Source organism: Sphingopyxis sp. YF1 (genome assembly GCF_022701295.1).
In the GTDB taxonomy this organism is placed as follows: domain Bacteria; phylum Pseudomonadota; class Alphaproteobacteria; order Sphingomonadales; family Sphingomonadaceae; genus Sphingopyxis.
In genome coordinates, this window is the sequence record NZ_CP033204.1 from 420,160 (window position 1) to 440,586 (window position 20,427).

The 20,427-nt window shown below is 68.1% G+C and carries 21 protein-coding genes; 10 read left to right on the top strand and 11 right to left on the bottom strand.

Annotated elements, in window-relative coordinates:
* Positions 1-17: 17 nt before the first annotated feature.
* Positions 18-728, bottom strand: coding sequence for a CoA transferase subunit A (locus tag EAO27_RS02210; protein WP_242776670.1), 711 nt, complete (start codon positions 726-728; stop codon positions 18-20).
* An 88-nt stretch (positions 729-816) separates the two neighbouring features.
* On the opposite strand from EAO27_RS02210, the gene EAO27_RS02215 reads away from it, so the two are divergent.
* Complete coding sequence (locus tag EAO27_RS02215; RefSeq protein WP_242780401.1) at positions 817-1,746, top strand: LysR family transcriptional regulator; 930 nt, start codon at positions 817-819, stop codon at positions 1,744-1,746.
* 29 nt (positions 1,747-1,775) lie between these two features.
* On the top strand, positions 1,776-2,585 hold the full coding sequence (locus EAO27_RS02220; RefSeq protein ID WP_242776672.1) for a universal stress protein: 810 nt from the start codon (positions 1,776-1,778) through the stop codon (positions 2,583-2,585).
* A gap of 6 nt (positions 2,586-2,591) precedes the next feature.
* On the opposite strand, the gene EAO27_RS02225 is transcribed toward EAO27_RS02220, so the two are convergent.
* The 5 genes from EAO27_RS02225 to EAO27_RS02245 form a co-directional block, all read right to left on the bottom strand.
* Positions 2,592-3,254, bottom strand: coding sequence for an HAD-IA family hydrolase (locus tag EAO27_RS02225; protein WP_242776674.1), 663 nt, complete (start codon positions 3,252-3,254; stop codon positions 2,592-2,594).
* Between the two features lie 67 nt (positions 3,255-3,321).
* Positions 3,322-4,362, bottom strand: coding sequence for an ecdysteroid 22-kinase family protein (locus tag EAO27_RS02230; RefSeq protein ID WP_242776676.1), 1,041 nt, complete (start codon positions 4,360-4,362; stop codon positions 3,322-3,324).
* On the bottom strand, positions 4,359-5,450 hold the full coding sequence (locus EAO27_RS02235; protein WP_242776678.1) for a hypothetical protein: 1,092 nt from the start codon (positions 5,448-5,450) through the stop codon (positions 4,359-4,361). Before EAO27_RS02235 ends, EAO27_RS02230 begins: the two co-directional genes overlap by 4 nt.
* A 315-nt stretch (positions 5,451-5,765) precedes the next feature.
* Complete coding sequence (locus EAO27_RS02240; protein ID WP_242776680.1) at positions 5,766-6,614, bottom strand: metallophosphoesterase; 849 nt, start codon at positions 6,612-6,614, stop codon at positions 5,766-5,768.
* Entirely contained in the window at positions 6,611-7,441 is an 831-nt protein-coding gene (locus EAO27_RS02245; RefSeq protein WP_242776682.1) for a diacylglycerol kinase family protein, read from the bottom strand. Before EAO27_RS02245 ends, EAO27_RS02240 begins: the two co-directional genes overlap by 4 nt.
* A 131-nt stretch (positions 7,442-7,572) precedes the next feature.
* Between EAO27_RS02245 and EAO27_RS02250 the strand changes: the two genes are divergently transcribed.
* The 3 genes from EAO27_RS02250 to EAO27_RS02260 are packed head-to-tail and all read left to right on the top strand — an operon-like array spanning position 7,573 to position 10,063.
* Entirely contained in the window at positions 7,573-8,511 is a 939-nt protein-coding gene (locus tag EAO27_RS02250) for an alpha/beta hydrolase (RefSeq protein ID WP_242776684.1), read from the top strand.
* A complete protein-coding gene (locus EAO27_RS02255; RefSeq protein WP_242776686.1) occupies positions 8,508-9,302 on the top strand; it encodes an NTP transferase domain-containing protein in 795 nt (264 codons plus the stop codon). Before EAO27_RS02250 ends, EAO27_RS02255 begins: the two co-directional genes overlap by 4 nt.
* On the top strand, positions 9,299-10,063 hold the full coding sequence (locus EAO27_RS02260) for a phosphocholine cytidylyltransferase family protein (RefSeq protein ID WP_242776689.1): 765 nt from the start codon (positions 9,299-9,301) through the stop codon (positions 10,061-10,063). Before EAO27_RS02255 ends, EAO27_RS02260 begins: the two co-directional genes overlap by 4 nt.
* Here the strand turns inward: EAO27_RS02260 and EAO27_RS02265 are convergent.
* Both EAO27_RS02265 and EAO27_RS02270 read right to left on the bottom strand, forming a co-directional pair.
* Positions 10,051-10,479 carry an HIT domain-containing protein gene (locus EAO27_RS02265; RefSeq protein ID WP_242776691.1) on the bottom strand — a complete coding sequence of 143 codons (429 nt, stop codon included), beginning with the start codon at positions 10,477-10,479 and terminating at the stop codon, positions 10,051-10,053. The two genes, EAO27_RS02260 and EAO27_RS02265, sit on opposite strands and share 13 nt — an antisense overlap.
* Positions 10,476-11,579, bottom strand: coding sequence for a CDP-alcohol phosphatidyltransferase family protein (locus EAO27_RS02270; protein ID WP_242776693.1), 1,104 nt, complete (start codon positions 11,577-11,579; stop codon positions 10,476-10,478). The genes EAO27_RS02265 and EAO27_RS02270 overlap by 4 nt, the downstream gene beginning before the upstream one ends.
* Positions 11,580-11,810: 231 nt before the next feature.
* Here EAO27_RS02270 and EAO27_RS02275 point away from each other — a divergent pair, with 231 nt between their 5' ends.
* Positions 11,811-12,920, top strand: coding sequence for a glycosyltransferase (locus tag EAO27_RS02275; RefSeq protein WP_242776694.1), 1,110 nt, complete (start codon positions 11,811-11,813; stop codon positions 12,918-12,920).
* 9 nt (positions 12,921-12,929) lie between these two features.
* Here EAO27_RS02275 and EAO27_RS02280 read toward each other — a convergent pair whose 3' ends face one another.
* Together EAO27_RS02280 and EAO27_RS02285 are read right to left on the bottom strand one after the other, a co-directional pair.
* Positions 12,930-13,616 (bottom strand): HAD-IB family phosphatase, encoded by a 687-nt coding sequence (locus EAO27_RS02280; RefSeq protein WP_242776696.1) that lies wholly within the window; start codon positions 13,614-13,616, stop codon positions 12,930-12,932.
* A gap of 12 nt (positions 13,617-13,628) precedes the next feature.
* A complete protein-coding gene (locus tag EAO27_RS02285) occupies positions 13,629-15,158 on the bottom strand; it encodes an oligosaccharide flippase family protein (RefSeq protein WP_242776698.1) in 1,530 nt (509 codons plus the stop codon).
* A 127-nt stretch (positions 15,159-15,285) separates the two neighbouring features.
* On the opposite strand from EAO27_RS02285, the gene EAO27_RS02290 reads away from it, so the two are divergent.
* From EAO27_RS02290 to zapE, 3 genes are read left to right on the top strand one after another with little or no spacing between them, the layout of a single operon-like run.
* Positions 15,286-16,068, top strand: a complete 783-nt coding sequence (locus tag EAO27_RS02290) for a succinate dehydrogenase iron-sulfur subunit (protein ID WP_242776700.1) — start codon at positions 15,286-15,288, stop codon at positions 16,066-16,068.
* Positions 16,065-16,553 carry a PaaI family thioesterase gene (locus EAO27_RS02295; protein ID WP_242776702.1) on the top strand — a complete coding sequence of 163 codons (489 nt, stop codon included), beginning with the start codon at positions 16,065-16,067 and terminating at the stop codon, positions 16,551-16,553. The genes EAO27_RS02290 and EAO27_RS02295 overlap by 4 nt, the downstream gene beginning before the upstream one ends.
* The gene (gene zapE / locus EAO27_RS02300) at positions 16,550-17,671 is read left to right on the top strand and encodes a cell division protein ZapE (RefSeq protein WP_242776705.1); all 1,122 of its coding nucleotides are present in this window, start codon (positions 16,550-16,552) and stop codon (positions 17,669-17,671) included. Before EAO27_RS02295 ends, zapE begins: the two co-directional genes overlap by 4 nt.
* Positions 17,672-17,677: 6 nt before the next feature.
* Here zapE and EAO27_RS02305 read toward each other — a convergent pair whose 3' ends face one another.
* Positions 17,678-18,721 (bottom strand): hypothetical protein, encoded by a 1,044-nt coding sequence (locus tag EAO27_RS02305; protein ID WP_242776707.1) that lies wholly within the window; start codon positions 18,719-18,721, stop codon positions 17,678-17,680.
* A gap of 172 nt (positions 18,722-18,893) precedes the next feature.
* Here EAO27_RS02305 and EAO27_RS02310 point away from each other — a divergent pair, with 172 nt between their 5' ends.
* Complete coding sequence (locus EAO27_RS02310) at positions 18,894-20,366, top strand: DUF4157 domain-containing protein (protein WP_242776709.1); 1,473 nt, start codon at positions 18,894-18,896, stop codon at positions 20,364-20,366.
* The last annotated feature ends 61 nt before the right edge of the window (positions 20,367-20,427 follow it).

Genomic DNA, 20,427 nt, shown 5'->3' on the forward strand with positions numbered 1-20,427 from the left:
CAAGGCGAGAACCGCTATCACGCGGTCTCGCGCGGGCGCGTCGTGCGGAATTCGATCTTCTTGTCGTAGGGCGCGCCGAGGACGAGGCGCTTTACATAGATGCCGGGCAGGTGGATCGCGTCGGGGTCGAGGCTGCCGACGGGCACGATTTCCTCGACCTCGGCGACGCAGATCTTCGCCGCGGTCGCCATCGGCTGGTTGAAGTTGCGCGCGGTCTTGCGGAAGATGAGGTTGCCGCTCTCGTCGGCCTTCCACCCCTTGATGATCGCAAGGTCGGCAAAGATACCGCGTTCGAGGATATAATCCTGCCCGTCGAAATTCTTCACCTCCTTGCCTTCGGCAACGAGCGTGCCGACGCCGGTCTTGGTGTAGAAGCCCGGAATGCCCGCGCCGCCCGCGCGGCAGCGTTCGGCGAGCGTGCCCTGCGGGCAGAATTCGACCTCGAGCTCGCCCGCCAGATATTGCCGCTCGAACTCCTTGTTCTCGCCGACGTAGGAGGAGATCATCTTTTTGACCTGCCGCGTGCGGAGCAGCTTGCCGAGCCCTTCGCCGTCGATCCCGGCGTTGTTGCTGGCGATCGTCAGGTCTTTCGTACCCGCGTCGCGGATCGCGTCGATCAGCCGTTCGGGGATGCCGCACAGGCCGAAACCGCCCGCGCAGATCTGCATGCCGTCGAACAGAAGTCCTTCGAGTGCGGCGGCTGCGTCGGCATAGCGCTTGTTACCCATCAACGGACTCCTCATTGCTGTCGGCGACGATCTTGGCCGATAAAATCCATCAATTCTAATTACTCTATTTTTCGATTATGCATAAATGATGTCGATCAATCGCGTCTCGCTCTACCATCTCGAAACCCTGCTCTGGATCGACCGGCTCGGGACCTTCTCGGCGGCGGCCGAACGATTGAACACGACCCAGCCCGCGGTGTCGGCGCGGATGCGCGAACTCGAACAAAGACTCGGTTCGCCGCTGTTCCGCCGCGACGGCCGGACGATGTCGCTGACCGCGGCGGGACGCAAGCTGGTGCGCGATTGCGACCCGCTGCTGCGCGACATGCAATTGGCGCTGCTCGGGAGCGGCGGCTATGGCGAGGCGAGCGGGGTGGTGCGGATCGGCGCGGGCGAGATTGCCGCGGCGAGCTGCCTTCCGGCTTTCGTCGCGGCGCTCAAGGCCGAGATGCCCGGCGTCGGGCTCGAGATCGAGATCGACCTCACAGCGAACCTGATCCAGCAATTGCTCACCGGGCGTACCGACATGGCCTTCGCCGCCGGGCCGATCGCGCATCCCGCGCTCCAGACGCGCCCGATCGGCGAGGTCGCGCTCGTCTGGCTCGCGAGCCCGGCGATCGCGGCCGCTTTCGCGGCGGGCGGGGGCGGGGAGGTGCCGCTGTGGTCGCTCGCCAGCCATTCGCCGATCCACGGGCGGATGCGCGATGCGATCCAGTCGTCGCGCATCGCGCAGAAATCGCTGAACCTGTGCAACAATGCCCGCATGATGATTGACATCGCGCGCGCGGGCGGCGGGGTCGGCATCTTTCCCGAACCGATGGTGCGGTCGGCTGTCGCCGATGGCGCGCTCGTCGAGCTCGCGGGCATGCCGGCGCTCGCGCCCGTCGCGTTCCACGTGGCGATGCGCGTCGCCGACACCGAACCGGTGCTGCTGCGGATTTTCGACCGCGCGAGCGAATTGCGGATGGCGGCGGCGACTTTGACGTCGGTCAAGGAAAGCGCCGCCGCGGCCGGCTAGACCTGCTGCATTCACTACAGGAGGGCCCCATGCGTTCGATTCTTGTCCATGCCGATCATGATCCCGCCAACGAAAGCCGGATGCAGGCCGCACTCGACATCGCGCGGCGCCAGCGCGCGCACGTCACGCTGATGATCGCGACGCCGTTCCAGCAGTTCATCACGGTCGATCCGTTCGGCGGCAGCTACCTCGCGGCCGAGGCGATGGCGAAAGCGCAGGCCGACGATGCCGCGCTCGAAGCGGCGCTGTCGGCGCGCCTCGCCAGGGAAGACGTGCCTTGGGACGTCGTGGTGGCCGACGGTGATATCGCGGGCTCGCTCGCGGCCGCGGCGACCTTCGCCGACCTCGCGATCGTCAGCCTGCCCGGCGGCAAGCGCGACCGGCGGCGCGAGCCGGCGATGCTCGCGGGCGACCTCGCGCTCGCGATCAGCGCCCCCGTGCTTGCGCTGCCGCAGGATCTGGCGACGCTCGATTTCGACGCCCCGGCGCTGGTCGCGTGGAACGGCAGCCCCGAAGCCGCGCACGCGCTGCGCGCGGCGATCCCGCTGCTTGCCGGGCGGCGTGTCGAACTGGTGTCGGTGGGCAGCGACGACGGCAGTCTGCCGGCGACCGACGCGCTCGCCTATCTGTCGCGGCACGGTATCCATGCCGAGTCGCGGGTCATCGCGCGCGGCGCGGTTTCGGTCGAGGAGGCGCTCGAAAAGGCGGCGCTCGACATGGGCGCCGGGCTGATCGTCATGGGCGCTTTCGGCCGCGGCCGGCTGCGCGAGACGCTGTTCGGCGGCGTGACCCAATATCTGGTGACGAGCGGGCGCGTCCCGTTGCTGCTCGCGCACTGACGCGCGTCAGGGGAGCGGCATCTCCAGTGCGGCGGACAGGTCGACCAGTGCCTGTTCGCCGCTCGTCACCTTGATCGCGTGCATGCCCAGCATCGCAGCCGGTTTGCAGTTGATGCCAAGGTCGTCGAGGTAGATGCAGTCCGCCGGCTCGGTGCCGAGCGCCTCGCACATCATTTCATAGATGCGCGGGTCGGGCTTGCGCACCCCGACCTTCGACGATTCGATGACATGATCGAATCGCGCCATGATGCCTGCCACTTCGTTCGCCGCTTCTTCGCTGCGCGCCATGCCGGCGCCGCGCAATCCCATCTTGCCGCCGGGAACATTGTTGGTGATGCAGCCGATCGTGAAACCGCTGGCCTTGAGCGTGTCGAGCGCCGCGACCATCGCCGGGCGCACCGCGCCCGCGAGCACCGCGAGCACTGCTTCGCCGCGAAGTTCATGTCCCTGCGCCCGCGCTTCGTCGGCGAACAGCGCGTCAAATGCCTCGGCGTCGATTTCGGCGCGCTCGAACCGCGCCCAGGCGTTGCTGTCGGGGTCGATCGAATTGACGCGGCGAACGAAGTCGCGCGGCAGGTCGTGTTCGGCCTCGAGCCGGTTGAACGCCTCAAAGGGCGATGCGGTGATGACGCCGCCGAAGTCGAAGATGATGTGGGTGTATCGGGCCATGGCGCGGCTAGAGCGAAATTCGCCCGCCGCGTCAAATGCCGCGATGCCGCCTTGCCGTTGCCCGCCGCTATAGCAGCGCGAGGCTGTCCAGTGCGAGCGCCTGCCGCGCGGGACGCTCGGCCATCACCGCGAACATCTCGTCGCCGCGCGCCGTGCGCTCGACGCTCATCGATGCGAACACCGCCATGAAATAGCCGCTGAGCGCGCCGAGGCGATAGTCGGTCCACAGCGCGTCGGGGTCGGGGTCGATCCCTTCGGTTCGCAGCGCGGCGATCCACCGATCGAAGGCGGGGCGGTCTGCGGCGGCGCGTTCGGCGGGGTCGGCGATGCTCGTCCCGACCAGATAGGCGATGTCGGTCGCGCCACCACCGCGGCCGAGCGTCTGCCAGTCGACCAGCCAGCAGCGCTCGCCCCCGGGCGCGAACAGGATATTGTCGATCCTGAGGTCGCCGTGGATCATCGTTGGTGCGTCGGGATCGCGCGCCAGATAGGCATCGAGTCGCGCGACGATGCCCGCGCCGAGGTCGAGGATGTCGGGGGCGAGGCGGTCTGCATAGCGCTCGCGAAAGCCGAGATAGAGCTGCGGGAAGAGGGTTCGGATCAGCGGGGCGTTGTCGCGCGCAAGCCAGTCCATGTCGGCGAGCCGCGGATCGTCCCACAGATGCGCGTGGAGTCTGGCCGCCGCGTCGATGCACGGCGCCAGCCCGGCAAAGCCCAGCCCCGCGAGTTGGTCCCCCTGCCGCGCGGGGGCGAGGTCCGAAAGAATCAGGATGAAATCGACGTCGTCGTCGGCGATTTCGGCATGGTAGCAATGCGGCGCGGCGACACCGCTGTCCGCGGCCAGCTCGCGATACCAGCGCACTTCCTTGACGTAGGTGCCGGTGAGTTTGGCGATGTTGCGACTCGCTTCGTCGTGGCTCGGGCATTTGGCGATGACGGTCGCGGGGCCCGCGGCGCCGTCATTCCAGTCGAGCGTCAGGCGATAGCTGTCGCACATCTGGCCGGTGCCGACCGGGATTGCGGCAAAGCCCTCCAGCCCGCCCGGGTGCCCCAATATCGTGCCGAGCCATTCGGCGGACATCGCGTCCGGCGCGGTCGGAAAGCTCATGCGGCGGGGTCCATCAGCCCGGTCAGGCCCGAGGGGGTGTGCGGGCCGACGAACAATTGTTCGAGCATGCCGACGCCGCGATGCGTCGCGCCGCCATCGACCAGTTCGGCAGTGGTAAAGGCCTGGATGTGCATCGCGAGCGGATTGCCCCAGTCGCGCTCGGCCTCGGTCAGATGGTCGTGCGCGACGGCGGGTTCGGGGCCGTGGTCGAAGCCATGTCCCCAGACCGGGTGCGTATAGCCGAGCCCGCTCATCGCAAAGACCGGTCCCGACGGGGTCAGTCTCAGCCGGCGGTCGCCGCCAAGGTCGGCGGTCAGCTTCGTGACGCGCCGCGTCCCGCTTTGCCACTCGACGGCAAAGGTCGCGGCATCGAAATGCGTCTCGGCGCCCGCGTCGCTCGCGATCACCGCGCGGCGGTTCCACGGACTGCCCGCACCGTCGTCGTTGCTGTGGAAAAACAGCGACCGGTCGCCGAAATTGCACGGCGTCCACAGCCAGAAAAACTGGCTGAAATTGCCTTCGGGCGGCGGTTGCGGTTCGCTCGCGCCGACGGGACGCACGCCCCAGCTGCGGTCGCGCGTGCCTGCCCAGCCCGCATCGACATCGATCCGCGTACCGTCCACCGACAGCCAGCCCGACCAGCGGCCGCTCTGCGTCATCCGCGTATAATCCATGAACAGTCGGGTGCCGTTGCGACGGATGAAGCGCGGCTCCTCGACCGGGAAATGGCGCCCCGTGAAGGTCAGTTCGGCCGCCAGCGGACCGTCGTTCGGCGCGATGCGCAGAGTCACGACCTCGAGCGGCGCATCGATGTGGATTGCGATCGGTCCCACCGACAGGTCGAGCCGCTCGCCGCCCGACCGGCGGCTGGCGCGCAGATTATGCTGCACCCCGTCGACGATCACGCAAAAGCTGGCGTCGATGATCCCGAGCTGGGGGTAGAATCCCATCGCCGCCGCGAAGAAGACCGACCCGTCGGCGCTGTAGCCGTTGAAGAAATACCGGTCGTAGAAGTTGCGGTCGGTCCCCGCGAACGCAATCGGCTCGCTGGTCTGGTGCAGCGGATAGTCGTCGCCCTTGGTCAGCATCGTGGATCCTCATCCCGTTTTTTGTTGCAACCTAACGGGACGAAGCGCCGCGTCAATGCACCGGCGGATTGGCCGGGCAATCACTTCGGCAAGAGCGGGGCAGATCGCTCAGGAGATGCCGTAAATGCCGTTTTCGACGAATCTCGGACTCAGGGGGCCGCCGGCGGTGCGACGCGAAGAGATCATGGACCGCACCATGGGCGTCGCCCACGGCTTTGGCTTTTGGTCCCGACGATCATGGCTCGGCTTGTCCGTCTGCTTTGTCATGGCTGCCTCCGTTCCGGATTTCCTTGTTCGCAACCCGTGGTTGTGAAGTCAATGCACCGGCGGATCGACGGGCGGCACGGCACCGATCGGGGCGACCGGTTCGCCGGGGTTGCGCGGCGGCAGCGCGTCGGGCGGGACGGCGGGGATCTGCATGTCGGGGGTGGGAACCGCTTCGAGGTTGCGCACCCGCACGTCGATGACGCCGCCCGCGATTGCAAGCTGGTTGAAGCTTGGCGGGGTCGACCGGATGCGCTGCGACAGCGTGCCGGCGCCGATCATGCGGATCGGGCCCGCCGCGGTCTGCTGCACCAGGTCGAAGGCGTCGTGGACATGGCCGCTCAGCACCGCGGCGACCCCGCGCGCTGCCAGCGCGGTGAGCGCTGCCTCGCCGCCGCGGGTCAGCGCGCGGCCGCGCGTCCCGGCTTCGACGAGCGGATGGTGCGCGGTGACGAGGATCGTCGTACCCGGCGGCAGCGCATCGATGGCCGCGAGCGTGTGCCCCAGCGCGCGCCGGCTCACCCGGCCTTTCGACCAGTCGAGCCGCCACTGCGCGCGCGCGGTGGTCTTGAGCGGTACGACCGCGAGACCGGGAAAATCCAGCTCGCGCTCGACGAGCCGCTCGATCCGCCGGATTCGGGCGTAGGGCCAGAAGAAGCGCGCGAATGGGTTGAAATAGGGGAGGTCGTGGTTGCCGACCTCGACCGTCACCGGCACGTCGAGCGTCTCGATCCAGTCGCAGGCGGCGGCGAATTCGCGGCCTCGCGCGCGCATCGTCAGGTCGCCGGTGATCAGCACCGCCGCGGGGTGCTCGCGGCGAACGATATCCTCGAACCAGCCAAGCGCGTTGCGGTCCTCCAGGCCGAAATGGAGGTCGCTGATATGGAATAATTTCCTCATGCCGTCGCGACGAAATCGACCGCGCTGGTGCCGATCGCAAAGCGCGCGGGCGAGGCGGTTTCGCCGACTTCGCCATCATATTCGAGCGCGATCGGACGCGTGCTTTCGAGAGTGATCGTTTCGCCGTGCGCCAGCCTTTCGCTCGGCCCGTCGCGAAAATCGCCGCCGAGCCAGGCAAGGCCGTGGCGCAGCACGTCGACCGTGCCTTCGGTCAGGATGCCGTCCGCGCGCAGTCCGGTCTCGGTGGGTGTGAGGATGATCGCGGGCCAGTCCCTGTCCGACCCCGCGACGCGTACGCCGGGCGCGTTGCGCATTTCGCCCAGCGCTTCGGGCGCTGCGCCCGCGGCTTCGATCAGCCCGTCCTGCCGCATCGTTTCGCGCACTTCGGCCCAGCGCGTCGCGGGACCGGCGACGACCGTGATGAAGGCATCGCCGTCGCTGCCGCGGATGATCGGGATCGCGCGGCGGCGCGCCTTGCCCGCGAGCGCGTCGGACAGGATGTCGGGCGCCGGCCGGTCGCCGTGCAGGGCCTTCGACAGCAGGTTGAGCGTGCCGCCGGGCAGCGGCAGGATCGCGCCGTCCCAGCCCCCGGCGGCGGTCGCAGCGGCGTTGATCGTGCCGTCGCCGGTCCAGACGAGCAGCAGGTCGATGCCGGCCGCACGCAACGCCGCGGCATCGGGAATGTCGGCATCGGGCAGCCTAAAGGTCGCCGCGAGCGGGCTCCCGTGTGCGCGGCAGATTTCCGTGATCGCCTCGATAGCGGCGGGGTCGAAGCTGCCGCTCTGGTCGTTGCAGAGGAGGGCGGGGCGGGTGAAGGAGCGGGTCATCGTCCCCTCTTACGCGCGAGGCGGGAAAAAGTGGCCGCGATAAGCGCCCCGGCCGCCTGACCCGCATTCGTCGCTCGCGGCTTGTTCCCCCCGGTGCGCCCCTGTAGGGCGAGGGGGCAGGGCGGAACTCGATGAGGCGACGTTTGATCAAATATCTCTTCTTGCTGGGCCTGCTTGTCCTGCTGTTCGGCGGCGGCGCGAAACTGCTCGTCGCGGGCGGCGCCAAATCGCTCAACATGGGGGACCGGCTGCTCGGCGGCGACGGCGGGGCGCGCCTGCTCGTTTCGGGCGAACCCTATGATAAGGGGCCGCGGCAGGCGCTCGACATCTGGGTGCCCGACCATGCGCAGGCGGGCGACCGGCTGCCCGTCGTGGTCTTCTTCTACGGCGGCGGCTGGAACAGCGGCGCGCGCGAGGATTACGGTTTTGCCGGGCGCGCGCTGGCGGCGCAGGGCTTTGTCGTGGTCATTCCCGACTATCGTCTCCACCCCAAGGCGCATTGGCCCGATTTTCTGCACGACAGCGCGGCGGCGGTCGCCTGGACGCAGCGTCATATCGCCGGATTCGCGGGCGACCCCGACCGCATCGCGCTGATGGGCCATTCGGCCGGGGCCTATAATGCCGCGATGCTCGCGCTCGACCCGCAATGGTTGCGCGGTGCGGGGAGCGACCCGTCGGCGATCCGCGGGGTGGCGGGGCTTGCGGGTCCCTATGATTTCCTGCCGATGGCAAAGGGGGGCAGCGCCCACCGGGCGATGGGCAAGGTCCGGCCGCCGGAAAGGACGCAGCCGATCGCCTTCGCGCGCGGCGATGCGCCGCCGATGTGGCTCGCCAGCGGCGACGAGGACGATACGGTGCGCCCGCGCAACAGCCGGAATCTCGCCGCCGCGATCGAGCGCGCGGGCGGGCAGGTACAGCTGCGTCTCTATCCCGGGGTCGGCCACAGCGGCATCGTGATGGCGCTGGCGGCGCCCTTTCGCAGCCGCGGCCCTGTGCTCGACGAGGCGACCGATTTCCTGCGCGTCGCGACGGCGCGGCGGGTGTCGCCGGTGCCGGCGGCCGCGCAGTGACCGTTCGCATCCCGGCGATCGTCCTGGCCGGCAGCCGCCCCGGCCCCGACCCGCTGCTCGACGGCACGGGGGTGTCGACCAAGGCGCTGCTGCCGGTCGCGGGCCTGCCGATGCTCGTCCATGTGGTGCGCGCGCTTCGCACCTCGCCGCAGGTCGGACCGATCACGCTGCTCGCGCAGAACAGCGCCGAACTCGCCGCCGAGCCGCTGCTCGCCGGGGTCGCGGACCTGCATTTTTCGGATTCGGGACAGGGGATCAGCAGTTCGCTCGCCGCCGCGCTGCCGCCGGGCGACGATCCGGTGCTGGTGACGACCGCCGACAATGTGCTGCTGACGCCCGCGATGATCGCCGAATTCCTCGACGGCGCCGCGGGCAGCGACGTCGCGGTGGCGATGGTCGAGCGCGACGTGCTGCTCGCGCGCTATCCCGAATCGAAACGGACCTGGCTGAAGTTCCGCGGCGGCTGGTGGTCGGGGGCGAACATGTTCCGCCTGCGCGGGCGCCGCGTGCTGCCGCTGCTCGATTTCTGGAGTGGCATCGAGCGCGACCGCAAGAAGGGGCTGAAGATCATCGCGGCGTTCGGGCCATGGCTGCTCGCCGGGGCGCTGCTGCGGCGCTTTACCATCCAGCAGGGCGTGGCGCGAGCGGGACTGCGTTTCGGCCTCGATGCGACGGTGGTGCCGATGTCGGCGCCCGAGGCGTGCATCGACGCCGACAAGCCCGCGGACATCGCACTGATCGAAGCCATATTTGCCGCACGGCGGGAAGCGGATATAGGGCGACCCCTATGAGCATCGACAAAGCCATCATCCTGTCGGCCGGGCAAGGCTCGCGCCTGCTGCCGCTGACCCGTGACATTCCGAAATGCCTGATCGAGTTCAACGGGCGCAGCCTGATCAGCTGGCAGGTCGCGGCGCTGGTCGCCAATGGCATCAGGGATATCGTCGTCGTCACGGGCTTTCGCACCGAGCGCGTCGAGGATCATGCGCTGCAACTCTATCGCGACACCGGCGCGCGCATCCGCTGCCTGTTCAATCCCTTCTTCCAGGTCGCCGACAATCTGGGCACCTGCTGGATTGCGCGCGAGGAGATGGACCGCGACTTCATCATCCTGAACGGCGACACCATCATCTCGGACGAGATCGTCGCCAGGCTGATCGCGGGCGCGAAGGAACCGATCAGCGTCACCGTCGACGTCAAGCCCGACTATGACGATGACGACATGAAGGTGAACCGCGACGCCGAGGGCCGGCTGCATCACATCGGCAAGCGGCTGCTCCCCCCCGACACCAACGCCGAATCGATCGGCATGCTGGCCTTCATTGGCGACGGCCCGTCGATCTTCCGCAACCAGGTCGACCAGATGATGCGTACCCCCGACGGGGTCGAGCGCTGGTATCTGCGCGCGATCGATATCATCGCAAAGGGCAACCGCGTCGGCACCGTGTCGATCGAGGGGCTCGAATGGCAGGAAGTCGACTTCCCGCAGGACGTCGAGGCGGCCGATGCGCTCACCGCGAAATGGGTCGCCGAGGGCCGCTACGCGAAATAGGGTTTGAGCCAGCGGGTGAGCGCGGCGATCTGCGCGTCGTCCAGCTTGACCGCCTGCCCGAGGTCGGGCTGCGCCGGCCAGCCGGCATCGGCGACGGTCAGCCCCGCCGCCGAGCGCTCGCCCTCGTAACGCGGCAGCACGTGGAAATGGACGTGCGGGTCGACCATCATCAGCATCAGATAGTTGATCTTCGCATAGCCGACGGCCCGGGCCAGTGCCGCCTCGATCGCGGCGGTCGCGACCTTGAGTTCGGCATGCGCCTCGGCGGGCAAGTCGCCGAACGCCGTCGCGTCCGATTTCGCCGCGAGCACCAGCGCGCCGAGCGTCGGCTGCGCCGGGCGGAGCAGCACGACCCAATGATCATATTCGGCGACCAGCGTGGCGGGGTGGCCGAATTTCGCGATCGTGTCGTTCATGCCTTTTCCATCCAGCTGACAATCGGTTGGCCCGAACGCCGGACCGCATAGGCCTGCACCAGCCGCACTGCATGGACCACCAGCGAGATGACGGTCCACCACGCGACCGCGATCAGGCCGATATCGGGCCTTCCGGCCAGCGTCGCAAAAAAGAGGATCGCGAAGTTCGGGTTGCGCCGCGCCGTGATCAGGCGGAAGTCGCTGTCGAACTTCTGCCAGACATGGATGTCCATCCCGAAATCCTTGATGAACATCCCCTCAATGACGCGCTGGAGGACATAGCCCGTGACGACCGCGATCATCACGAGCAGGAAGCTCTGGCTCGACAATGCGAGACCCCAGCTGGCGAGGCCGACACCCCAGAAATACCACCAGAAGGGCGGGTGGATCAGATCGACGCCATGGTCGGCGACATTGCCCCATTTCGACGAGGTGATCGTGGAGCGTGCGAGCTTGCCGTCGACGGTGTCGAGCACCATGAAGACGAACCCCGCCAGCATCCCGGCCCAGTAATCACCCTGCGCGAACAGATAGGTCGCATAGACGCACAGCGTGGCGCCGATCGCGGTGACCATGTTCGGCGTCATGCCGATGCTCGCGGCGATCCGCGTCAGCCACAGCGCGAGCTCGGGCCACAGATATTTGGTGAGCAGGTCGGTGACGCCCTTATAGGCGCCGAAATAGCTTTTCCGCTCGATCTCGCGCCGCGTGTCGGGGGTCAGCCGCTGGATGAAGGGGCAATCGAGCTTGCGCAGCTGGCGGTTGTAGATCTGCGGATTGTCGCGATAGTCGACGATGGTCAGCGTGCCGCGCTGCCCCGCAATATCTTCGGGACGCATGCCCCCGGTCAGATGCGCGAGCACCAGCGCGCCGCCGTCCATCACCACCGTGCCCGGCAGCGCGACGATATGGCGCAGCCACACCGGATCAAAGACATAGTCGAGATTGGCGTAAATCTGCGCGTCGGAGGCGTCTGCCGTTTCGGGTAATCCTTCGGCGCGCGCCAGCCGGCGCAACCGCTCGGCGTTGGTCATGCCCCACAGCAGGGTCGGATTTTCGCCGATCGGCGTCAGGGCGGGCAAAGACTTGGCGTCGGTCATTTGCGGCTCTTATCCTGCCCAGCGTCCATTGCAAGGACAGGGCGAACGGCCGACCGGAGCGTCGCCGGTGCCGTTGCGGCGGACGGTCGCCCGGGGCGGGGTCGACCGGTCTGGCGATTTGAATTGATTCGGGGACGAGCCTTGCTAGGCCCTGACATTCATCGTCGGCGCGCGGACCTGTCCTTGCCGGCGTGATGACGCGTCAATGGTCCTGCCGTCGGAGAGCCTATCTTGAACAGTCAACCCGATGTCGCGATCCTGCTCGACCATTTCGGCAAGGGCGGGGTCGAAAGGGTCGCCTGTCACCTGGCGAACGGCCTGCACCGGCGGGGGCTTCGCGTCGAATTTGCGGTGCTGCAGGATGCGGGGCCGGTCCGGCAATTGCTCGACGACGGCATTTCGGTCCACGTCCTGCGGACGATAGGCAGCCTGCCGCGCGGCGCCCGGCTGCTGGCCGGGGTTCCCGATCTTGCCCGCTATCTACGCACCCGCAGGCCGGCGCTGTTCCACTCGCCGGGCAATCACACGCATATGGCGGCAAGCCTCGCGGTCCGTCTGGCCGCCTTCGACGGCGTCTTTGTGCCAAAGATCACGAACCCGATCTTCAAGCAGGGCATGAAGGCGTGGAAGCGCGCTTTGCGCCGGCAGATCTATTCGCGCGCTTTCGCGCCGGCCGATCGCATCCTCGTCCTTTCGGAACCCGCCGTCGCGCGTCTGGGCGCGATCCGTGCGGATTTCGTGGACAAGGCCGTCTTCCTGCACAACCCCTATGTCAGCGAGGCGATGGCGGCGCAGGATCTCGTCCGCGGCGCGCCCGAAACGCCGGTCATCCTGACGGTGGGGCGCCTGTCCCGGCAAAAGGACCATTCGACATTGCTCCGCGCGGTCGCGCTGCTCGGAGACCGGGCCTGGCGGTTGCGCATTTGCGGCACTGGGCCTGATCAGGACGCACTGCAGGATCTGGCCCAGCAACTGGCGATTGCCGACCGGGTCGAGTTCGTCGGCTTCGTCGACGACATGGTGCCCTATTATGCCGAAGCGACGGTCATGGCCTTGTCGTCGCGCTGGGAAGACCTTCCCGCCACCCTGATCGAAGCGATGGCGTGCGGATGCCCCGTCGTGTCGACCGCCAGCTCGGGCGCGGTCGTCGAACTGCTCGAAGCCGTGGGCGCGCGGGCGCCCGTTCCGGTCGGCGATCCCGCCGCGCTGAGCATCGCCTTGCGCGAGGCGCTCGACGGCCGCCTGCCGGTGGTACGCCGCGAGACGATGCTGGCTTACGCGATCGAGGCGTCCTGCGACGCCCATGCGGCGCTTTTTTCCGGACTGCTCGGCAGGGGCTGAGCGAAGCGGTCAGGCGCCGCCGTCGGGGTTGTCGAAGTCGATGAGGTGCCAGCCCTTCTCGCGTGCGAGCCGCGCCAACCGGCCGCCGCGCCCGACGAGCCACGCTTCGTGCGCGAGGGCAAAGGTCGGCGCGTCGCTGGGATGGTCGGAATAGGCGCGAATATGCCGCGCGCCGGTGGCGGCGTTGGCTTCCAGCCATTCGGCTACGCGCCGCGCTTTTTCCGCGCCATAGCAGTTCGGGCCGTCGAGCAGCGGCAGCCAGTGACCCCGGGCGTCGCGATGATGGCGCGACGCAACCACGGCATCGAAGCCCAGCGCATCGGCGATCGCACCCGCGTAGAATTCGGGCGCCGCGGTCGCCATCAGCAGGCGATAGCCCTCGGCCCGGTCGCGCGCGATGCAGGCCTTCGCGCCCGGCGGCACGTCGCGCGGGACACGCCATGCCGCGAAACGGGCGGCGAGCGCTTCGGCCCGGGCCGGCGTAAGGTCGGGGCCGAGCATCAGGCGGATGGCGGCGGGCTTGAAGCGGTCGCGGCCATAGAGCCGCAGCGCATAGCCGATCATCAGCGCCGCCAGCAGCGGCAGCAGCAGCAATCGCCACCCCGCCGCCCACAGCAGGAACAGGGTGAAGGTCGGCTTGCGCAGGACGGTGCGATCGAGGTCGTAGACGGCGATGCGAACGGGGGCGTCGGTCATGGGGCGGCGGGGCTATATCAGGCGCAGTCGCCGGCCCACTGCGCCTAGCGACGCGCGATCGGCATGGGGCAGGGCGAAGCGGACCGAAAGCCAGATCGACCCGGCTGCGATCAGCGCGATCAGCGGCAGGGCGATGACATCGGGAAGCCGCGCTGCGAATAGCGCGACCACCCCGGCGGCGATGGTGATCGCGATGCCGCGCACGGCGACGCCGGAAAACTGCGCGTCAAAGGGGTGGAGCCGTTCGGTCACGGCGAGCTGGATCATCGGAATGCCGGCGGTGACGACAAGGCCGATCGCCGTCGCCAGCGTGACGCCCGTCAGCGGGTCGAGGTGCCCGACGACCAGCCAGCCGGTCGCCAGCGCGGCGGCCACCCCGACGAGGCTCGCGGTGAGCTGCTGGCGAAAGGCTGCGACCACTTGCAGCACGGGGGCGGCGATGCCGAGCGCGGCCTCGCCCGCGCGGGCGATGAGCAGGATGACGAGCGCCGCCTGCGCGCTCTGCGCCTGATCGCCGAACAGGCTGAGCAGCGAGGTGCTGCCCGCCGCGAGCACCGCCGCGAGCGGCAGCGCGATCACCGATACGAGGCGCGTCGAATAGCCATAGATGTCGGCGACATGGCGGCGATCGGCGCGCTCGGCGCTCGCCGCGAGCGGCGCCATGACGTGCGAAAAGGTCATGCGCACGAGCTGGACGACGCTCGACAGCTTGCGCGCGATCGTGAACAGCCCCGCCGCGGCGGCGCCCGCCGCCCCGGGCAGCAGCATGTTCAGGATCAGCGCGGGTGCGTCGCCGAACAGCCGCCCGATGATATTCGCCGGCAGGATCGAGAGCCCCGCCCAGAAGGTGTTCCGCGCGGTCTCGCCGCCGCGGCCGCCGTGCAGCAGTTTGCCAAAGACATAATAGCGGCGCAGCAGCCGGACGCAGAGGATCGCGGTGAGGGCGAGCGAGCAGAGATGCGCGATGAACAGGCCTTTCAGCCCCAGCCCGCCGACGAAGAAGGCGCCCGCGAAGACGAGCCGCAGGATCTGTTCCCAGACGATGCGCAGCCGGATTTCGGCGCCGAACACCATGCGCGCGCGCATCGCCGAGGTCGCGATCTCGACAAAGGCCCAGAGCGGCAGCGCCCAGACGAAAAGCTGGATCGCCGGCACCACGAGCGGGCGATCGCGCTCCGCGACGTTGAGCAAGGGCGCGAGGTCCGCGGCAAAGATCGCGATGAGCGCGGCGACGATCAGGCAGGGGCCGACACCCCACAGCATCGCGGTGCGCAGCGCCGCCGCCGCCTCGGCATCGCTCGCCGATTGCGGCACGGTGCGCTGCATCGCGCTGGTCATGCCCATGTCGAAGATGTTTTCGAGCAGGTTGATCGTCGCCCACAGCACGGCATAGAGGCCGTAGCCAGCGAGTCCGAACATCAGGACATAGAGCGGCTGCGCGACGATTTCGACCACCGCGCCCAGCCGCGCGAGCACGGTTGTGCCAAGTCCGCGCGCGACATGGCGGCTCGTAACGGCGGGCTGTGCGGCGTCTTCGCTCATCCTTTGCGCCCCTAGCGAGTCGCCGGACATGCCGCCAGCGGCTTTCGCCTTTTCCGCTTTTCCACCCCTTGTCGTTGCCGGAAATCGGGTCTAGGCCGACCGCGACTGCACTAGGGGAGCCAGAGACATGGCCGAATTTCGCCTTCCGAAGAACAGCCGCATCCAGAAGGGCGGCACGACCCACAAGGCCGAAGGCGCGACCAGGGTCAAGAAATTCAAGGTCTATCGCTACGACCCCGACAAGGGCGAGAATCCCCGTTTCGACAATTTCGAGATCGATCTCGACAAGTGCGGCCCGATGGTGCTCGACGCGCTCATCAAGATGAAGAGCGAGCAGGATTCGACGCTGACCTTCCGCCGTTCGTGCCGCGAGGGCATCTGCGGCAGCTGTTCGATGAACATGAACGGCAAGAACGGCCTCGCCTGCACCACCGCGATCGAGGATCTGAAGGGCGACATCCAGATCACCCCGCTGCCGCACATGGAAGTGATCAAGGACCTCGTCCCCGACTTCACCCATTTCTATGCGCAATATGCGTCGATCGAGCCGTGGCTGAAGACCAAGACGACGACGCCGAGCGGCAAGGAGCGGCTGCAGTCGCCCGCCGAGCGCGAGAAGCTCGACGGCCTTTACGAGTGCATCCTGTGCGCCTGCTGCTCGACCAGCTGCCCGAGCTATTGGTGGAACAGCGACAAGTTCCTCGGCCCCGCGATCCTGCTCCAGGCGTATCGCTGGCTTGCCGACAGCCGCGACGAAATGACCGGCGAGCGCCTCGACGAGCTGGAAGATCCCTTCCGCCTCTATCGCTGCCACACGATCATGAACTGCTCGAACGCGTGCCCCAAGGGCCTCAGCCCCGCGCGCGCGATCGCCGAGATCAAGAAGCTCGAGGCCGAGCGGCAGGTGTGAACGACGGGATTGAGGAGCCGAAGCGCCGCGACAATTTCAGCGCCGAGGAACTGGCCGACGGCTGGGTCAGCTGGAATCTGAAGGACCCCAGCCGCTTCAACGCCTTCATCGAACCCCTGTCGGTGCGCGCCGAGGTGCCGACCGGGGACGGCCGCCCGCGCGCCCGCGTGCGCATGCTGCCGACGCGCAAGCACAGCAATCTCGGTGACAATGTCCATGGCGCGGTCAGCCTTGCGCTCGTCGACATCGCGCTGTTCGCGGCGTCGCACCAGTTCGGATCGCTCAACGCCGGCCATTCGGTGACGCTCGACCTGTCGACGCAGTTTGTCGGCGCCGGCCGGCTCGACGAGCCGCTCGACGCCGTCGTCGAACTGGTGCGCGAGACGGGGCGGCTGATCTTCCTGCGCGGGCTCGTCGTGCAGGGCGCGGGCGACAGCCATATCGTGCTGACCTTTGCCGGGACGATCCGCAAGGCGAGCAAGTGACCGGGGTGCTTGCCGCCTACGACGCGCTCGTCGCGGGCGGCGAACTCAAACCCGATCCCGAGCAGCGCGCCGCTGCCGAACGACTGGACCGGTTGCAGCAGGAGCTGGAGGCGGCGCCGCCGCGCGGCAGTCTGCTCTGGCGCCTCGCCGGCCGCAAGCCCGAGGCGCCGCGCGGCGTCTACCTCTGGGGCGCGGTCGGGCGCGGCAAGTCGATGCTGATGGACCTGTTTTACGACCAGCTCCATATCGAGCGGAAGCAGCGCGTCCATTTCCACGCCTTCATGCAGGGCGTCCACGCGCAGATGCGCGAGGTCCGCAAGACCGAGAGCGGCGACCCGATCCCGCAGGTCGCGGCGCTGCTTGTCGAAAATGTCCGCTGCCTCGCGTTCGACGAGATGGTCGTGAACAACAGCGCCGACGCGATGATCCTCTCGCGCCTGTTCACCGCGCTGATCGACCGCGGCGTCACCGTCGTCGCGACGTCGAACCGCCCGCCGGCGGACCTCTACAAGGACGGGCTCAACCGTGAGCATTTCCTGCCCTTCATCGCGCTGATCGGGGCGAAGCTCGACGTGATGAGCCTCAACGGCCCGACCGATTATCGCCGCGACCGGCTCGGCGACGGCGCGCGCTGGTTCGTGCCTGCCGACGATGCCGCGAGCGCGGCGCTGTCGGCCGCCTTCTTCCGCCTCACCGACTATCCGCCCGAGGATCGCGCGCACGTGCCGAGCCTCGATCTCGACGTCGGCGGCGGACGGATGCTGCACGTGCCCAAGGCGCTGAAGGGCGTCGCGGTCTTTTCGTTCAAGCGTCTGTGCGGCGAGGCGCGCGGTGCGGCCGACTATCTGGCGGTGGCACGCCATTTCCACAGCGTGATCATCGTCGGCATCCCGCGCTTGGGGCCCGAGAACCGCAACGAGGCGGCACGCTTCGTCACGCTGATCGACGCGCTCTACGAGTACAAGGTCAAGCTGCTCGCGAGCGCGGCGGCCGGACCCGATGCGCTCTATGTCGCGGGCGACGGCGCGTTCGAGTTCGAACGCACCGCGAGCCGCCTCGCCGAGATGCAGTCCGACGCCTATCTGGCGCTCGGTCACGGCCAGGATGAGGCCGCTTAGGCCCGCCTAGGCGAGCACCAGCAACACGCCGCCCGCGATCTTGCCCCAGCGCGACGAATTGAGCGTCACCGCGATCAGGTCGCGGACGTAGCGCACCTCGTGCATCGCATGCCCGACTGCCTGCTCGACGATACGGCGCAGCGTGCGCAGCGGCTTTGGTGCGGCGACGCGGATCGCCCCCGGACGCACCGGCGGCGCGGGCAGCGTTGCAAAGCCGCCGCTGGTCACGCGCGCATCGTCGGCGACGGCGCGGCACAGCGCGTCCATCCGCGCGACCGCGAGGCCGTTGGCGACCTGTCGGTCGCGGCTGAGCAATTCGAAGCTGTGGCTGAAGGCCGAGAACTGGATCGCGCCGCTTGCCGCGCTGTGGTCGAGCGCGTCGCACATCTCCTCCTCCGACATCGCGCATAGCTGCGCGGGGCGGAAGCGGTTGGCGCGGTCCATCAGGCCGCTGACCGGGACTTCGATCACTCCCATATGCTCGCGCATGCCGAGATTGCCGGCGTCGAGCGAAATGGCGCAGCCATGGCCCTGATAGGCGCCATTGAAGCTGCTGTCGAAACGAAAGCCGAGCGCCGCGAGCGCGCGCAGCGTGTCGTCGTTGGCGCCGAAATTACCGGCGCGAAAGGCGGTGGGGCGCGGTGCCCCCGCGCCGACCAATATGTCGCGGGCCAGCCCGATCAGCCTTTTCTGCGCCGCAAACGGGAAATCGCCGATGTTGCGCCCGGTCAGGCGGCCGACGGGGTTGAAGCGCGCGAAGGCGAGCCATTCGGTGTGGATGTGAAGCTGGACCTCGTGCCCGCGCGCGACGATCGGGCGGACGATGTCGTCGATCACCGCCGGGCCATAGACGAGCGCGGGCATCGGGTCGACGAAATAGACCCCGGTCAGGCCGTGGCGGTCGAGCATGTCCATCTGGAAATGGATGCCGAAATCGCCATCGCGGCAGCGGCCGAGGATCGAGCTTTCGAAATTGGCGCGCGCGTCGGCACCCCGCTGATAGAGGCCCGCCGACAATTCGGTGTCGAAGCTGATGATTGCCCGCGTCATCCCGCCTTCCGCCTAGCAGCGCGACAATAAGGGAGGGTTAATCGGCGCGCGGGCGCGGGATTTCAAGCTCCGGCGCGCGGGGTAGCCGGCTTTGGCGGATCGGTCCAATATCGGCCCCGCCGACGATGCTAGAATCGACCGTCCGGCTCGTTTTCCCGCGAGGAGAAACGCCATGTACCGACATGCGATCCGCCGCAAATGCCGTCCCCGCTCCGCCGCCGCGCCGCCCGCCGCCGCACCCGTCCGGCGCGGCTGGTCGCCGGTCGCGTCGCTTGCGCATGTCCCGGCGCATGCGCCGCCGGTCATCGGTAGCGCGAACGACCGTGCGGAACGGCAGGCCGACGCGGTAGCCGATCGCGTGATGGGGGTGACGCGCGCGCCGTCGCGCGAACCTGCGGCCGGCGAGATGTCGGCGGCCGCGACACCCGCCGGGCCCGCCATTCGCGGGGCGCTCGCCTCGCTCGGCGCCGGCGCCCCGCTCCCAGCTGCCGAACGCGCCTTTTTCGAACCGCGTTTCGGCGCCGACCTTTCGGCGGTGCGGATCCATAGCGGCGGGCCGGGCGACCGCGCGGCGCGGGCGATGGATGCGCGCGCCTTCACGCTCGGGACGGACATCGGCTTCGCGGCGGGCGAATATCGGCCGGGCACGCGCGAGGGGCGTCATCTGCTCGCGCACGAGATCGCGCATGCCAGGCAAGGCGAAGGCGAGGGCGCGCCCGTCGTGCGGCGCAAGCCGTGCAAGGACGCCGTTCCCGCCTGCGACCCGGAAAAGCAGAAAAAGGCCGAGGCAAAGGTTGCCGGCAACGCGACGTACAAAAGCTTTGTCTATGGCGCGACGACCGACGACTGCTACCGCCCGGTCGCGATGGCCGAAAGGCTGAAGCAGGCGCACGCCGGGCTCTACACGGGCAATTCCACCCGTTACACCGACGATGTCGTCGTCCCGCTCAACGGCATCGACACCGGAAAGATCCACACCGGCGACTGCTTCGCCTTTCCGCAGGGATGGAAGGACCCCAACATCGGCGACATCGACGCCGAACTCGCCGCGCTGCGCGCCAAGGGCAACGAAGCCGCGAAGAACCGGATCATCGCCGCCGTCTATGCGGAGATGTCGCACACCGTCGCCGACGTGCCCGATGCCGACCAGCAACGCGCCTACATTCTCTACAGCATGCTGCTGCGCATCGGCAGCGATGCCTTTCCCGCGACACTGGCGAAGGTCGCGACCTCGAAAACCTATCACGCCATCGGCACCGCGACCAACTATCAGCCCGCGCTCGACTATCTGAACGGCGGCAAGCCCGCGGCTTCGCTCAACAAGGATGCGGTCGACAAGGTGAAGGCGCTGGTCGGCAGCGTTTCGGCGGCCTCGATTCCGGCTGACGCCGGCCCCTATTATTTCCACTGGCGCGAGAGCGGAGGGGCGCAGACGGCGACCGCGGCCAGCGAATATGCCAGACAGCTCAAGGCGGGGAAGACCGCCGACGAGGCCGAAAGGCGCGCGGCCTTCAAACAGGCGAAGGATGTCGTCGGCGCGACCATGGACGGCGTGACGCCGGAAAAGGGGTGGCTGAAGAAAATTCCCGGTGCGAACAAGGGAAAGGCGGACGAGCGGATCGGATCGATGTATATCTACAAATAGGTTTCGATTATTATTGCTATTGCGAACTGATTGCAAAAATAGCGGACGATCCGCACTTTTT